Origin of the sequence: Nonomuraea mesophila, from assembly GCF_004352805.1 — a bacterium.
GTDB classification, from domain to species: domain Bacteria; phylum Actinomycetota; class Actinomycetes; order Streptosporangiales; family Streptosporangiaceae; genus Nonomuraea; species Nonomuraea longispora.
This window is the reverse complement of sequence record NZ_SMLD01000071.1, coordinates 1-13,380: the sequence shown is the minus strand read 5'-3', so window position 1 is coordinate 13,380 and position 13,380 is coordinate 1. Positions and strand designations below refer to the sequence as shown.

Below are 13,380 nucleotides of genomic sequence, written 5' to 3'. Positions count from 1 at the left end.
TCTCGTCAGGAGACAGCATGGGATCGCTGGCGAGTGAACGATAGATGATCCGGCCGCCTTGTTCAAGGCCGCGTAATGCCGCCTTCTCCTGGTCAGCACGGCGCAGGTCACGTTCCATGCGAGAGGTATCGAATGGGTAACACACCCTTGACACTGGGATGTCGCTTCGTGTGATGTTCACACAAGCAAACAACAAGGGATCTCGCTCGGAACCCGTCGGGCGAGCGCCGGCCACCCTGACCTGGATCGGCTTCTCGCACCCGGCACCTTCCGTCCGCGTCCGGACCCGTTCCGGACGGCCGCCGCCCTCCGGGTGGGCCCCCGACCGAACACCGAGCCGTCAGGCCGGGACTGGAGATCAGTCGTGCAAGATGTCGCATTGGAGTGCCGGGATCTGGCCAAGGCATTCGGCGGCGTGCCCGTGCTGAAAGGCGTCTCCCTTGCTCTCGAGGCCGGTTCCGTCACCGCCCTCGCCGGGGAGAACGGCGCGGGCAAGTCGACGTTGATGAAGATCGCGTCCGGCCAGGTCAAGCCGGACGGAGGCCAGGTGCTGGTCGGCGGCGAGCCGCTGCCCCACGGCGACCCGCAGGCGGCCCACCGCAGCGGAGTGGCGATCATCCCCCAGGAGCTCGCGCCGATCATGGACATGACGGTGTACGAGAACCTGTTCATCGGCCGGGAACTGCGCACCCGGGCAGGGCTGCTCGACCGGCGGGGGATGGCGCGCAGGGCCCGCGAGCTGCTCGACGTCTTCGGCGTGGAGATCGACCCGCAGGCGACCATGCGGCGCCTGCCGGTCGGCCTGCGGCAGCTCGTCGAGATCGTCAAGAGCACGAGCGGGGGCGCGCGCATCCTGCTGCTGGACGAGCCCAGCTCGGCCATCTCCGACCGCGAGGTCGAACGGCTCTACGCCGTCATCGGCAGGCTGCGCGAGCAGGGCGTCGCCATGCTCTACACCACCCACAAGATGGAGGAGATCCGCGCCCTGGCGGACAGGGTGGTCGTGCTGCGCGACGGAGGGCTGGTCCTCGACCGGCCGATCGGCGACATCACCGACGACGAGATCGTGCACGCCATGATCGGGCGCGAGCTCCAAGGTTTCTTCCCCGACCTGCACGCGCCGGGTGACGAGGTCGCCCTCCAGGTCAGCGGGCTGCACGTCAGCGGCTATCCGCGGCCGGTGGACCTGACCGTGCGCCGCGGCGAGATCCTCGGTCTGGCCGGACTCGTGGGGGCCGGCCGGACCGAGCTCCTCGAAGCGATCTTCGGCGTGCGCAGGAGCACCGCGGGGACCGTCACCGTCGCCGGCCGGCCCGTCAAGCGCAACGCCCCCGCCGCCGCCATCACCGGCGGCATGGCCCTCGTCCCCGAGGACCGCAAGGGAGCGGGGGCCGTGCTGACCATGAACGTGCTGGACAACGGCTCCCTGCCGCGCCTGTCCCGCTTCACCGTCGCCGGCTGGTTGCGGCAGCGCAGCCGCAGCCGGCAGGTCGGCGCGGCCATGGAGTCGGTCAAGCTGCGCAGCCGCGGACTGTCGCAGCAGGTCGGCACGCTGTCCGGCGGCAACCAGCAGAAGGTGGTCCTCGCGCGCTGGCTGACCGGCAACGTCAACGTGCTGCTGCTCGACGAGCCCACCCGCGGCGTCGACGTCGGCGCGCGCAGCGAGATCTACCGCATCATCACCGAACTCGCGGCGTCGGGCATGGCCGTGGTCATGGCCTCCTCCGACATGCCCGAGATCCTCAGCCTGGCCCACCGGGCGCTCGTCATGCGAGGAGGAGGGGTCGCGGGCGAACTCACCCGCGAGGACCTGTCCTCGCCCCACGTCCAGGACCTGATCTTCAGGTACGCCGCCGGACTGAACCCGGACAGCGCCCCCGCGCCCCGACACACCGAGAAGGAGGGCCGATGACCACGCAGGAGTCAGCCCAGGAGCCCACGACCCCGGGCGGAGCGGCCGCGCGGCTCCTGCCCTGGCGCTTGTCCGGACCATGGATCCGCGACCAGCTGATCCGCCACTCGATGGTGGTGGTGATGCTCCTGATCATCGCCTATTTCAGCTACCGGAGCGCCCGGTTCGGAACGCTGGACAACCTCCAGACGATCGCCATCGCCGCCGCACCCTTCGCGCTCATCGCGCTGGGCCAGACGCTGGTCATCCTCACCGGCGGCATCGACCTGTCCGTGGGCAGCATCATCGCGCTCAGCGCCATGACCGCGGCCTACACGGTAAAAGATCATCCGGAACGGCTCTGGCTGGCCCTGCTGGTCGCCATGCTCGTCGGGCTCGCGGCGGGAGCGGTCAACGGCTTCCTGGTCTCGAAAGTGAACGTGCCACCGTTCATCGCGACGCTGGGCATGCTGACCACGGCGTCCGGGCTGGCGTACGTCGTGGGCCAGGGCGCGCCGATCAACGGCCTGCCGCAGAACTTCGGCGAGATCGCCAACAACCAGATCCTCGGCCTGCAGATCCCCGTCGTGGTGATGATCGTCGGCATCGTCGCGCTCGCCCTCATCATGAAGCGGACCTCGTACGGGATGCGCGTCTACGCCGTGGGCGGCAACCCCGTGGCGGCGCAGATCGCCGGCGTGAAGACCACCCGGATCCTGTTCAGCGTCTACGCGCTCAGCGGGCTGCTGGCCGGGTTGTCCGGCGTGATGCTCGCGTCCAGGGTCATCTCCGGCCCGCCGAACCTCGGCCAGGGGTACGAACTGGACGCCATCGCCGCCGTGGTCATCGGCGGCGCGAGCCTGCTCGGCGGCCGGGGCAGCATCCTCGGCACGGCGCTCGGCCTGTTCCTGATCCAGACGCTGAACAACGGCCTCGACATCCTCGTCGTCCCCGCCTACTGGCAGAGCGTGATCAAGGGAGCGCTCATCGTCGCCGCGGTCACCGTGGACGTCTGGTCCGCGAAACGCAGGGGCTGACGCCCCACCTCCCCTACAGACCTGCACGAAACGCACCAATGGAGTCTCCATGCGCATGAAAAGCTTGCGTGCCGTCGTCCTCGCCGCCGCGAGCGCGACCCTGCTCGCCACCTCCGCCTGCGGTGCGGGCGACCCCAACGCCGGCGCGTCCGGCGAGGGCAAGCTCCGCGTCGGCATCAGCGTCTACGACATGTCGTCCTTCATCACCGCGGGCAAGGCCGGCATCGACGCCTACGCCAAGGCCAACGACATCGAGGTCCTCTGGAACTCGGCCGGCCTGGACGTCAGCACCCAGGCCAGCCAGGTCGACCAGTACGTCAACGCCGGCGTGGACGCCATCATGGTCGTCCCCGTCCAGGCCGACTCGCTGGGCCCGCAGGTCGCCGCGGCCAAGGCGAAGAACATCCCGTTCCTCGCCGTCAACGCCGGCCTCGACAGCAAGGAACTGGCCGGCACCGTCCTGCCCGACGACGTCAAGGCCGGCGAGCAGGAGATGCAGATGATGGCCGACGAGCTCGACGGCAAGGGCAACATCGTCGTCCTGCAGGGCCCGCTGGGCCAGTCGGGCGAGATCGACCGTACCAAGGGCATCCAGAACGTCCTGGCCAAGTACCCCGACATCAAGATCCTCGCCAAGGACACGGCCAACTGGAAGCGTGACGAGGCCGTCAACAAGATGAAGAACTGGCTCTCCAGCTTCGGCGACAAGATCGACGGGGTCGTCGCGGAGAACGACGACATGGGGCTCGGCGCCCTGCAGGCCACCCGCGAGGCCGGCGTCAAGATCCCGATCGTCGGCGTCGACGGCATCGAGGACGGCCTGAACGCCGTCAAGAGCGGCGACTTCATCGGCACGAACCTGCAGCACGGCACCGTCGAGCTGGCCACCGGCCTGGCCGTGGCCGCCAAGATCGCCAAGGGCGAGGAGGTCGACAAGAACCCCGTCTACCTGATGCCCAAGGTCACGAAGGACAACGTGGACACCTACATGGAGCACGTGGTCACCAAGAAGGACCAGTTCCTCCAGCAGTTGCCGGCGCTGATCGAGGCGAATCTCAAGACCGGCGACATCGCCAACGAGGAGACGGCCAAGTAGGCCGGTCCGAGCAACGAGGAGATCCTCCATGACGACGATGCGGGCAGCGGTCCTGCGTGACATCCGGCACCTGGCGATCGAGGAGCGGCCCGTCCCCGAACCCGGCCCCGGAGAGGTGCTGGTGCGGGTCGACGCGGTGGGCGTGTGCGGCTCGGACGTCCACTACTACCAGCACGGCCGCATCGGCGACTTCGTGGTGGAGCGGCCCATGGTGCTCGGCCACGAGTCCGGGGGCGTCGTCACCGCCGTGGGGCCCGGCGTGGACGCCTCCCGGATCGGGCAGCGCGTCTCCGTCGAGCCCGGCGTACCCGACCTCACCTGCCCGGAGTGCCTCGCCGGGCGCTACAACCTCTGCCCCGGCATGCGGTTCTTCGCGACGCCGCCGATCGACGGCTCGCTCGCCGGGTACGTCACCGTGCACGCGGCCTTCGCCCATCCCGTGCCCGACTCGATCTCGGACGACGCCGCCGCGCTGCTGGAGCCGCTGTCGGTCGGGGTCTGGGCCTGCCGCAAGGGCCGCGTGGGCGCGGGAAGCCGCGTCCTCATCACCGGCGCGGGACCCATCGGGCTGGTGGCGACGCAGTGCGCCCGCGCCTTCGGCGCCACCGAGATCGTGGTCGCCGACCTGAACCCGCACCGGCTCAAGCTCGCCCGTGACCTGGGCGCGACCGCCACCGTCGACGCCGGGGACACCCCGCTCGGCGAGACGGGGATCGAGCCCACGGTGCTGCTGGAGTGCTCCGGCCACCCGGGCGCCACGACCGACGCGCTGCGCACCCTGGGCAGGGCGGGCCGCGCCGTGCTGGTCGGGATGGGCGACGACGGGCTGCCGCTGCCGCTCACGTTCGTCCAGAGCCGGGAGATCGAGGTCACGGGCACGTTCCGCTACGCCAACACCTGGCCCGCGGCCATCGCGCTCGCCGCCTCCGGCCGGGTCGACGTCGACAGCCTCGTCACCGGTCACTTCCCCCTCGCGGAGTCGGAGGCGGCGCTGCTCGCCGCCGAACGCGACCCGCTCGCCGTCAAGTCCGTGATCAACCCCCAGCGCTGACACGCAGGCGCGCCCACCCGTCGCGACCGAAGGGACAACCTCAATGACCCGTCTGTACGACGACCCCGCCACCTTCACCGACGACATGCTCGCCGGGTTCCTCGACGTGCACCGCGACACCGTGACCGGCGTGCCGGGCGGCGTCGTACGCGCCGCGGAGACCCCGCCCGGCAAGGTCGCGGTCGTCGTCGGCGGCGGCTCCGGGCACTACCCCGCCTTCTGCGGCGTGGTCGGGCCCGGGTTCGCCGACGGCGCCGTCGTCGGCAACATCTTCACCTCGCCGTCGGCGCAGGACGCGTACTCGGTGGGCAGGGCCGCCGCCGGCACCGCCGGCCTGCTGTTCTCCACCGGCAACTACGCCGGCGACGTCATGAACTTCACCCTCGCCCAGCAGCGGCTGAACGAGGAGGGCATCGACACCCGCGTGGTGTTCGTGACCGACGACATCGCCAGCGCGCCCGCGTCCGAGGCCGGGCAACGCCGTGGGATCGCCGGCGACTTCGTCGTCTTCAAGGTCGCAGGGGCCGCCGCCGAGGAGGGTTACGACCTCGACGAGGTCGAGCGGGTAGCCCGCCACGCCAACGACAGGACCCGCACGCTCGGGGTGGCCTTCGCCGGGTGCACCATGCCCGGCGGCACCGAGCCGCTGTTCGCCGTACCTGCCGGGCGCATGGGCGTGGGCCTCGGCATCCACGGCGAGCCCGGCGTCGGCGAGGACGCGCTGCCGCCCGCCGCCGAGCTGGCCCGGCGGCTGGTGTCCGGCGTGCTGGCGGAGAAGCCCGCCGGCTCCGGCGACCGGGTGACCGCGATACTGAACGGCCTCGGCACCACGAAGTACGAGGAGCTCTTCGTCGTCTGGCGTACCGTGGCCGCGCTGCTCGCCGAACAGGGGCTCGAGGTCGTCGCGCCGGAGGTGGGCGAGCTCGTCACCAGCCTCGACATGGCCGGGTGCTCCCTGACCCTGGTCTTCCTCGACGACGAGCTGGAACGGTTGTGGTGCGCGCCCGCCGACTCCCCGGCCTTCCGCAGGGGCCGCGTGGAACCGCGCACGGCGGCCCTGCGCAGGGCGGCGCCCGGTGCCGCCGGGGCACGCGATCAGCCCGGCGGACGCCCGGACGCCCTGGACGCGCACCAGGACCAGCCGTCCGGGACCGCGCACGAGGACCAGCCGTCCGGGACCGCGTATCCACCCGGCTCGCCCGCCTCCCGCGCCTGTGCCCAGGTCGCCGTCTCGGCGCTCGAGGCGGTGGCCGCCGCCATGGCGGGGGCCGAGACCGAGCTGGGCCGCATCGACGCGGTGGCCGGCGACGGCGATCACGGGCGCGGAATGGTCAAGGGCTCGTCCGCCGCGTTCGCCGCCGCCCGTGAGGTGGCCGCAGCGGGGGCCGGGGCACGGGCGGTCCTGGTGGCGGCGGGCGAGGCGTGGGCCGCGAAGGCCGGCGGCACGTCGGGTGTGCTCTGGGGCGCCGTGTTGTGCGCCGTCGGCCAGAACCTGGGCGACGACCGCGAGAAGATCACCGGCACCGACGTCGCGGACGCCGTCGCGGCGGGGCTGAAGGCGCTGCTCGACCTCGGCAAGGCGCAGCCGGGTGACAAGACGATGGTCGATGCTTTCGTGCCGTTCTGCGAGGCGCTGACCGAACACGTCGGCTCCGGGGCTGAGCTGGCCGCCGCCTGGCGGGAATCCGCGCGGGCGTGCGAGTCCGCGGCAGGGGCGACCGCCGGGCTGCGTCCCCGGGTGGGCCGGGCGCGTCCCCTCGCCGAACGCAGCGTGGGGACCCCGGACGCGGGCGCGACGTCGCTCGCCCTGTGCGCCCTCGCCGTCGCGGACGTGCTGGAACACGCCCGCTGAGTCGTACGAAGAGGAAGGGATGGGGGGCCATGCCTCACCAATGGCGGATCATCGTCGGTTCCGACGATGCCGGCCTGGAGTACAAGAACGCCCTGAAGGCCGACCTGGAGGAGGACGCCAGGGTGGCCGAGGTCGTCGACATCGGGGTCGGGGCCGACGACACGACACCGTACCCGCACATCGCCGTCACGGCGGCCCGGATGGTCGCCGCCGGCGAGGCCGACCGCGCGCTGCTGGTGTGCGGCACCGGGCTGGGGGTCGCGATCAGCGCCAACAAGGTGCCCGGCATCCGCGCGGTGACGGCCCACGACAGCTTCTCCGTCGAACGGTCCGTGCTGAGCAACAACGCCCAGATCCTCTGCTTCGGGCAGCGGGTCGTCGGCCTCGAACTGGCCCGCCGCCTGGCGAGCGAGTGGCTCGGCTACCGCTTCGACGCCAACTCCAGCTCGGCGGCCAAGGTCAGGACCCTGCTGAAGTACGAGTCGGGACACGACCTGGCCGACCAGGCCGAGACGTTGCGGCTGGGTGAGGAACTGGTGCACTCGTCCCTCGGCACCGCCGACGAACAGGACAAGCAGGCCGTACAGACCAACAGCGAGGAGCAGTGCTCATGACGGCAGCGGACAAGGACCTCGACCTCACGTTCGGGCTGGAGGGCAGGGTGGCGCTGGTGACCGGCGGCGCGTCGGGCATCGGTGCGGCCGTCGCCGCGACGTACGCGGCCAGGGGAGCCCGGGTCGCCGTGGTCGACATCGACCACGAGGCCGCCGGGTCGAAGGCGAAGGAACTCGGGCCGGGTCACGCCGGGTTCGCGTGCGACGTGGCCGACCCGGAGGCGGTCAGGGCGGCGACCGGCGCGGTCGTGGACGCCTACGGCCGCATCGACATCCTGGTGAACAGCGCCGGTGTCGCGATCCTGGCCCCGGCCGAGGAACTCGACGTCAGCGCGTTCGACCGGACGATCGACATCAACCTCAAGGGCACGTTCCTGATGTGCCAGGAGGTCGGCAGGCACATGCTGGCCGCCGGCCGCGGCAAGATCATCAATCTGGCGTCGCAGGCCGCCACCGTGGCTCTGGACCAGCACGCCGCGTACTGCGCCAGCAAGTTCGGCGTGGTCGGCCTGTCGAAGGTGCTCGCCTCGGAGTGGGCGGGGCGCGGGGTGACGGTCAACACCATCTCCCCCACCGTGGTGCTCACCGACCTGGGGCGCAAGGCGTGGGAGGGGCCGAAGGGCGAGGCGTTGAAGGCGCAGATCCCCACGGGCCGCTTCGCCCTCCCCGGGGAGATCGCCGCCACGGCGCTGTTCCTCGCCTCGGACGGCTCCGACATGATCAACGGCGCGGACATCCTCGTGGACGGCGGCTACACGATCCGCTGACCACGCCTTTTCGGCGTCACCGCACCCGCCGTGCCACACCACCCCGAGGGGTACGGCGGTCACGCAGGCGGGGAGAGCTGCCCGCGTACCCATGCGGGATCGGGGTTGACGTGTGCCTGGCCCGTCACCACGACGGTCGGCACCGTCTCGTTGCCGTTGGCGGCCGCCCTCACCGCCGCCGCACCGTCCGGGTCACGCCAGATGTTCACCCAGTGGACCCGGTGGGCGTTGCGGCCCAACCGGATCCGCAGGCGCAGGCAGTATTTGCACCCCGGCCTCCAGTAGACGATCGGCCGGCCGTCGACCGCGCTGCGGCGCTGTGCCTCCACCGCGGCGATCGACCGCGGAAAGACCAGCGACGAGTGCATGACGGCGAGGAGCCCGAACACCAGCAGCAGAGCGACGGCCGCGCCGGGAGCACCGCTGGACACCTGGACGACCGCCGCCAACACGCCGCAGACCGCGAACACCATCGGCAGGGCCCAGGCGCGCGTCATGCAAGGCAGGCTACCGGCATCGTGGGGCATACGGGTCGCCCAGTAAAGTGCACATGATGCGCAGTTGTCAGCGACGAGGGGCGGCCATGACACCGGCGATCGATGATCCGCACAACGCGCGCAGCCGGCGCACCCGCGACGCCCTGCTGGCGGCGACCAGGGAGATCCTGGAGCGTGAGGGGTTCGACGCCCTGACGATGGCCGAGGTCGCCGCACGCGCGGGCGTCTCCCGGCGCGCGGTCTATCTGCACTTCCACTCTCGTACCGACCTGGTGACCGCGTTGTTCGGGCACGTGGCCGGGCGGGAAGGGCTGGCGGAGTCGCTGGCCGAGGTATGGAAGGCTCCCGACGCGGCGGAGGGGCTGCGGGCGTGGGTACGCCACCTGGTCCGCTATCACCCGCGGCTGACCGCGATGAACCACGCGCTGAGCCGGGTCGACCCCCACGACGCCGACGCCGCCCGGCACAAGGAGACGGTCGCGACCGCCCAGATGGACAACTGCCGCCGCATCGCCGCCCGCCTGGCCGACGAGGACCGGCTGGCGCCCCCGTGGACCGTCGACACGGCGGCCGACATGCTCTGGAGCCTGATCGCGACCGACCTGTTCGACCGCATCATGGTCGATCGGGGCTGGCCGGAGGAGCGGGTCCTGGAGCATCTGCTCGTGCTCTACGAGTCGACGTTCGTGCGCTGAGCGGCGGGCCGCGGTCCGGGGTTCCGTACGGCCGGAAATCCCACGCTTAAGGACGACTTGTCCAGATTTCCTTGCGTTGAACTTCTCGCGCTATGTACTTTACGAACTGCACAGCATGAGAAGTTTTCGGGGAGCCTGGGCACATGAACGGAGAGACACCGCGGAACCGGTGGTGGCTGGTGGCCGCCAGCGGGATCGCCGTGTTCATGACCCAGCTCGACGCCACCGTCGTCAACGTCGCCATCCCCACCATCCAGGAGGAGATGGGCATCGGGCCCAGCCTCGCCCAGTGGGTGGTGCTGGCGTACACGCTGCCTCTGATCGCCCTGACCGTGCCGAGCGGCCGCTGGCTGGACGGCGTCGGGGCGCGTACCGCCCTGGTGCTGTCCGTCTCCGGCTTCGGCGTCGCCAGCGCCCTGGTCGGGCTGGCGCCCGGCATCGTCTGGCTGGTCGTGGCGCGGGCCTTGCAGGGCGCGTTCGGCGCGGTGTTGCTGGCGCTGATCTCCCTCCTGGCCACGATCGCGGTACGCGAGCAGGCCCGCGGCAGGGCGATGTCCCTCGTGCTGTTGCTGGGCGGCCTGGGCGGGATGAGCGGCCCGGTGCTCGGCGGCCTGCTCATCGAGACGCTGGGCTGGCCCTGGATCTTCTATCTCAACGTGCCCGCGTGCGTCCTCGTGATCGCGATCGGGATGACACAGCTTCCCCCTGGCGGCCGGCCGCACCTGCCCGACCGGGCCTGGGTCGCCGAGGCCGGGCTGCTCGGCGCCGCCGCCGTGGCCCTGCTGCTCGCCCTGTCACTCGCGGGCGGATCAGGCGCCGGCTGGGTGGCGCTGGCGGCGGCCGCGGTGCCGTTCATGCTGGTGTGGCTCCGGCTGCCGGGCAGCCGGCCCGTCGTGGACCTGCTGCGCGCACCCGGGGTGGCGGCCCCGCATCTGGCGCTGCTCGCCGAGATGGCGGCCGTGATGGCCGTGCAGTTCCTGGTCCCGTTCCACCTGCAGCGGGTCGCGGGGGTCGCGCCCGCGCAGATCGGACTGACGATGCTGGCCTTCCCCGTGGCGATGTTGCTGACCGGTCCGGTCGGCGGCGCGCTCGCCGACCGCTGGGATGCCAGGCGGGTGGCCCGCCTGGGCACGGTGCTGGTGACCGCCGGCATCGCGCTGATCATCCCGCTCGGCTCCGGCTGGGGCCCGGCCGACCTGGCCTGGCGGCTGGCCGTCGTGGGGGCGGGCGCGGGCCTGTTCGCCGGCCCCGACCAGGCCATGGCCATGGCCGCCACACCTCGCCTGCTGCTCGGCACCACCGCCGCGACGACGAGCCTCGCCCGCCAACTGGGCGTCGCGCTCGGCCCGGCGCTGGCCACGGGCGTATGGGCCCTCGCCGGCTACGAGCCGCAGGGGATGCGCCTGGCCGTCGCACTCGCCACGGCGCTGGCCTGCGCCAGCGTACTGGCCCTGACCTGGCCGGCCCGCCGGCCGACGCTTCGCACGACACAGTAAGGAAAAACGATGCGCGAACCCGTCAAGACCTCCGTGATCTACTACAGCTCGACCGGCAACGTGCACGCGCTTGCCACCGCACTCGCCGAGGGCGCGGAGAAGGCCGGCTCAGAAGTGCGCCTGCGCAAGGTGGCCGAGCTGGCCCCGCCCCAGGCCATCGCGGGCAACCCGAAGTGGGCCGAGCACGTCGAGAACACGCGCGACGTCGCAGAAGCGAGCCTGGACGACCTGCTCTGGGCCGACGCGGTGCTGCTGGGAACGCCGACGAGGTATGGCGCCATGGCCAGCCAGCTCAAGCAGTTCATCGACATCACCGGGCCGGTATGGCAGCAGGGGCTGCTGGCCGACAAGGTCTATGGCGCCTTCGGCTCGGCCGGCACACGACACGGCGGGCACGAAAGCACACTGCTCTCGCTGCACACGATCTTCTACCACTGGGGCGGCATCATCGTCCCGCCCGGATACACCCACTCCGTCCAGTTCCAGGTCGGCACGCCGTACGGCACCACCCACCTCGACAGTGACGGCGAGCCCGGCGAACTGGCCCTGGAAAGCGGCCGCTACCAGGCGCGGCGCGCGGTGGAGACGGCGGCGAAGCTCAAAGCGGCCCGCGTCCCATCGTGATCACCGGAGCGCCCGACTGCGGGCGGCGGGCGGCCGTGAGTGCGCCGCCCGCCGCCCGTACGTCACTCGCGGCGTTTGCCGTACATGCCGACCGACAGCGACACGCCCAGGGCGGCCAGGGCGACCTGGATGCCCAACTCGATCCAGTCGATGCCGCCGGTGTCGGCGACCCCGAGGGCCGCCGCGATGGCCGTGCCGATCAGCGCGGCGACGACGCCGATCACGATGGTCAGCCAGATGGGGATGCGTTGCCGCCCTGGGATGACCAGTCGTCCCAAGGCGCCGATCACGATGCCGATGATGAGACCGGAAATGATGCCGGTGATCTCCACGCTGAACTCCCGAAACTCGGTGGTCCGCCTGCCTGCTCAACGATCCTGCGGCGGCGGCGGTTCCTCCGGCCGCGCAGGTTGTGCGCGCGTGGCCAGATCGAACAGGGTCGTCAGCTCTCTGGCGTAGCCGGTCAGGTCGAGGTCGGGTGCGCTCTGCAGCAGGAAGGGCAGGCCGTCGATGCTCCGCTGGATGGTCGCGGCCATGACGAACGTGTCGAAGTCGCGGAACTCGCCGTTGGCCTGACCCTTGCTCAGGATGGACTCGACGTGGCCGACGACGTTGCGGTCGTTGTCGGGATTGTAGAAGCGGCTGCCGCCCTCGATGGTGCGGAGATTCAGGAAGATCGCCATCAGGGCCTGCATCTGGACGCGGTGTTCGGCGATGAACTCGATCGAACCGGTGATGTAGGCGTGCAGTTCGCCGCGTGCGTCAGGGTGGCCGGTCATGCGTTCGGCGACGAACGGGCGGAGCCGCCCATAGACCTCGGCCACCGCGGCGCTCATGAGTTCGGCCTTGCCCTCGAAGTGGTAGGAGATCAGCCGGGTGCTGCTCAGGCCGGCGCGTTCGGCGATCCGGGCGAACGTGGCCTGGCCATAACCGAGCTCGGCGATCGTGTCGATCGTCGCGGCGATGATCTGCTGGCGGCGGGCGGTCGCCGTGAAGGTGTGAGGGGCATCAGGTCCTGCTGGCACAGGTAATTGTATCCGAATTGATCGGGCGCGGACAATCACGCTTCGCGCGCTCCGGTGACGTTGCGTGTCCACGAGTTCTCGTGCACCACCACGGTGGGTTGCCGTTGATTACTCATAAAAGGTAAATTTAACTCAAGTAAGTAAGACCTGGATGCTCCGGGCAACTGATCCGCAGGTCCGGGCGGCGGGAACGACGCCATTCGCCCGGCTGTGATCATCCTGATGACCGGAACCAGGACCGTCGACCGGACCCGTCGCGGAGTTCGCCGAGACCCACGGCGACGTCGACGAGGTGAGCGTCCGCGCCGTCATCGACGGGTGGATCGCCGGCGGGTCGTGTGAGCAGGCCGGCCGGCGGATCATCGATAGGAGCAATGTGCCGAAGAAAACATTCCTGTTCGTCGCCGCCCTCGTGGCGGTGGCGACGTTGTCGACCGCTCTGATGGCCGGGGCGGACGACGCGGACGTGACAGGAAAGGGCGCCACGGACGCCGCCGACAAGGGTGGCATCGCGTGGGGTGCGTGTGAGGAGGAGCCCAGCGTCGAGTGCGGCAAGCTGGCTGTCCCGATCGACTGGTCGAAGCCGGACGGGCCCACCGTGGAGTTGACTCTCGCCCGGCGTAAGGCCGCTGATCCTTCCGCGCGGATCGGGTCGTTGCTGACCAATCCGGGTGGGCCTGGCAACTCCGGTGTGAACGACATTCTTCGTCCTTCGGGGTTCAGTGAGGAGGTGCA

At 70.8% G+C, this 13,380-nt stretch carries 13 protein-coding genes and 1 pseudogene; 11 read left to right on the top strand and 3 right to left on the bottom strand.

The window, feature by feature from the left end; translation table 11 throughout:
* Positions 1–364: 364 nt before the first annotated feature.
* The 7 genes from E1295_RS25100 to E1295_RS25070 are packed head-to-tail and all read left to right on the top strand — an operon-like array spanning position 365 to position 8,308.
* Positions 365–1,912: a sugar ABC transporter ATP-binding protein gene (locus E1295_RS25100; RefSeq protein WP_132633261.1), complete on the top strand. Its 1,548-nt coding sequence runs from the start codon at positions 365–367 to the stop codon at positions 1,910–1,912.
* Positions 1,909–2,928, top strand: a complete 1,020-nt coding sequence (locus E1295_RS25095) for an ABC transporter permease (RefSeq protein WP_132633259.1) — start codon at positions 1,909–1,911, stop codon at positions 2,926–2,928. Before E1295_RS25100 ends, E1295_RS25095 begins: the two co-directional genes overlap by 4 nt.
* A gap of 55 nt (positions 2,929–2,983) precedes the next feature.
* Positions 2,984–4,024 (top strand): substrate-binding domain-containing protein, encoded by a 1,041-nt coding sequence (locus E1295_RS25090; protein WP_425465366.1) that lies wholly within the window; start codon positions 2,984–2,986, stop codon positions 4,022–4,024.
* Between the two features lie 28 nt (positions 4,025–4,052).
* The gene (locus E1295_RS25085) at positions 4,053–5,075 is read left to right on the top strand and encodes an NAD(P)-dependent alcohol dehydrogenase (RefSeq protein ID WP_132633255.1); all 1,023 of its coding nucleotides are present in this window, start codon (positions 4,053–4,055) and stop codon (positions 5,073–5,075) included.
* Between the two features lie 43 nt (positions 5,076–5,118).
* Positions 5,119–6,927 carry a dihydroxyacetone kinase family protein gene (locus E1295_RS25080; protein WP_132633253.1) on the top strand — a complete coding sequence of 603 codons (1,809 nt, stop codon included), beginning with the start codon at positions 5,119–5,121 and terminating at the stop codon, positions 6,925–6,927.
* A 29-nt stretch (positions 6,928–6,956) separates the two neighbouring features.
* Positions 6,957–7,541 carry a ribose-5-phosphate isomerase gene (locus E1295_RS25075; protein WP_132633251.1) on the top strand — a complete coding sequence of 195 codons (585 nt, stop codon included), beginning with the start codon at positions 6,957–6,959 and terminating at the stop codon, positions 7,539–7,541.
* Positions 7,538–8,308: a GolD/DthD family dehydrogenase gene (locus E1295_RS25070; protein WP_132633249.1), complete on the top strand. Its 771-nt coding sequence runs from the start codon at positions 7,538–7,540 to the stop codon at positions 8,306–8,308. The genes E1295_RS25075 and E1295_RS25070 overlap by 4 nt, the downstream gene beginning before the upstream one ends.
* Before the next feature lie 59 nt (positions 8,309–8,367).
* Here the strand turns inward: E1295_RS25070 and E1295_RS25065 are convergent, their stop codons facing one another.
* On the bottom strand, positions 8,368–8,805 hold the full coding sequence (locus E1295_RS25065) for a glutaredoxin domain-containing protein (protein WP_132633247.1): 438 nt from the start codon (positions 8,803–8,805) through the stop codon (positions 8,368–8,370).
* Between the two features lie 86 nt (positions 8,806–8,891).
* Between E1295_RS25065 and E1295_RS25060 the strand changes: the two genes are divergently transcribed.
* The 3 genes from E1295_RS25060 (at position 8,892) to wrbA (ending at position 11,620) form a co-directional block, all read left to right on the top strand.
* Positions 8,892–9,500, top strand: coding sequence for a TetR/AcrR family transcriptional regulator (locus E1295_RS25060; RefSeq protein WP_166427399.1), 609 nt, complete (start codon positions 8,892–8,894; stop codon positions 9,498–9,500).
* 143 nt (positions 9,501–9,643) lie between these two features.
* Positions 9,644–10,996: an MFS transporter gene (locus E1295_RS25055; protein ID WP_132633243.1), complete on the top strand. Its 1,353-nt coding sequence runs from the start codon at positions 9,644–9,646 to the stop codon at positions 10,994–10,996.
* A gap of 9 nt (positions 10,997–11,005) precedes the next feature.
* On the top strand, positions 11,006–11,620 hold the full coding sequence (wrbA, locus tag E1295_RS25050) for an NAD(P)H:quinone oxidoreductase (RefSeq protein WP_132633241.1): 615 nt from the start codon (positions 11,006–11,008) through the stop codon (positions 11,618–11,620).
* A gap of 62 nt (positions 11,621–11,682) precedes the next feature.
* On the opposite strand, the gene E1295_RS25045 is transcribed toward wrbA, so the two are convergent.
* Positions 11,683–11,952: a GlsB/YeaQ/YmgE family stress response membrane protein gene (locus E1295_RS25045; protein WP_132633239.1), complete on the bottom strand. Its 270-nt coding sequence runs from the start codon at positions 11,950–11,952 to the stop codon at positions 11,683–11,685.
* Between the two features lie 36 nt (positions 11,953–11,988).
* Positions 11,989–12,717: a TetR/AcrR family transcriptional regulator gene (locus tag E1295_RS25040; RefSeq protein WP_132633237.1), complete on the bottom strand. Its 729-nt coding sequence runs from the start codon at positions 12,715–12,717 to the stop codon at positions 11,989–11,991.
* Between the two features lie 220 nt (positions 12,718–12,937).
* Between E1295_RS25040 and E1295_RS25035 the strand changes: the two are divergent.
* Positions 12,938–13,380 (top strand): annotated as a pseudogene (locus tag E1295_RS25035) (hypothetical protein); the annotation flags it as partial.

Excerpts from the sequence above, each read along its gene's own strand:
- E1295_RS25095 (WP_132633259.1), top strand. The coding sequence starts at position 1,909 with ATGACCACGCAGGAGTCAGCCCAGGAGCCCACGACCCCGGGCGGAGCG.
- E1295_RS25090 (WP_425465366.1), top strand. The coding sequence starts at position 2,984 with ATGAAAAGCTTGCGTGCCGTCGTCCTCGCCGCCGCGAGCGCGACCCTG.
- E1295_RS25085 (WP_132633255.1), top strand. The coding sequence starts at position 4,053 with ATGACGACGATGCGGGCAGCGGTCCTGCGTGACATCCGGCACCTGGCG.
- E1295_RS25080 (WP_132633253.1), top strand. The coding sequence starts at position 5,119 with ATGACCCGTCTGTACGACGACCCCGCCACCTTCACCGACGACATGCTC.
- E1295_RS25075 (WP_132633251.1), top strand. The coding sequence starts at position 6,957 with ATGCCTCACCAATGGCGGATCATCGTCGGTTCCGACGATGCCGGCCTG.
- E1295_RS25070 (WP_132633249.1), top strand. The coding sequence starts at position 7,538 with ATGACGGCAGCGGACAAGGACCTCGACCTCACGTTCGGGCTGGAGGGC.
- E1295_RS25065 (WP_132633247.1), bottom strand. The coding sequence starts at position 8,805 with ATGACGCGCGCCTGGGCCCTGCCGATGGTGTTCGCGGTCTGCGGCGTG.
- E1295_RS25060 (WP_166427399.1), top strand. The coding sequence starts at position 8,892 with ATGACACCGGCGATCGATGATCCGCACAACGCGCGCAGCCGGCGCACC.
- E1295_RS25055 (WP_132633243.1), top strand. The coding sequence starts at position 9,644 with ATGAACGGAGAGACACCGCGGAACCGGTGGTGGCTGGTGGCCGCCAGC.
- wrbA (WP_132633241.1), top strand. The coding sequence starts at position 11,006 with ATGCGCGAACCCGTCAAGACCTCCGTGATCTACTACAGCTCGACCGGC.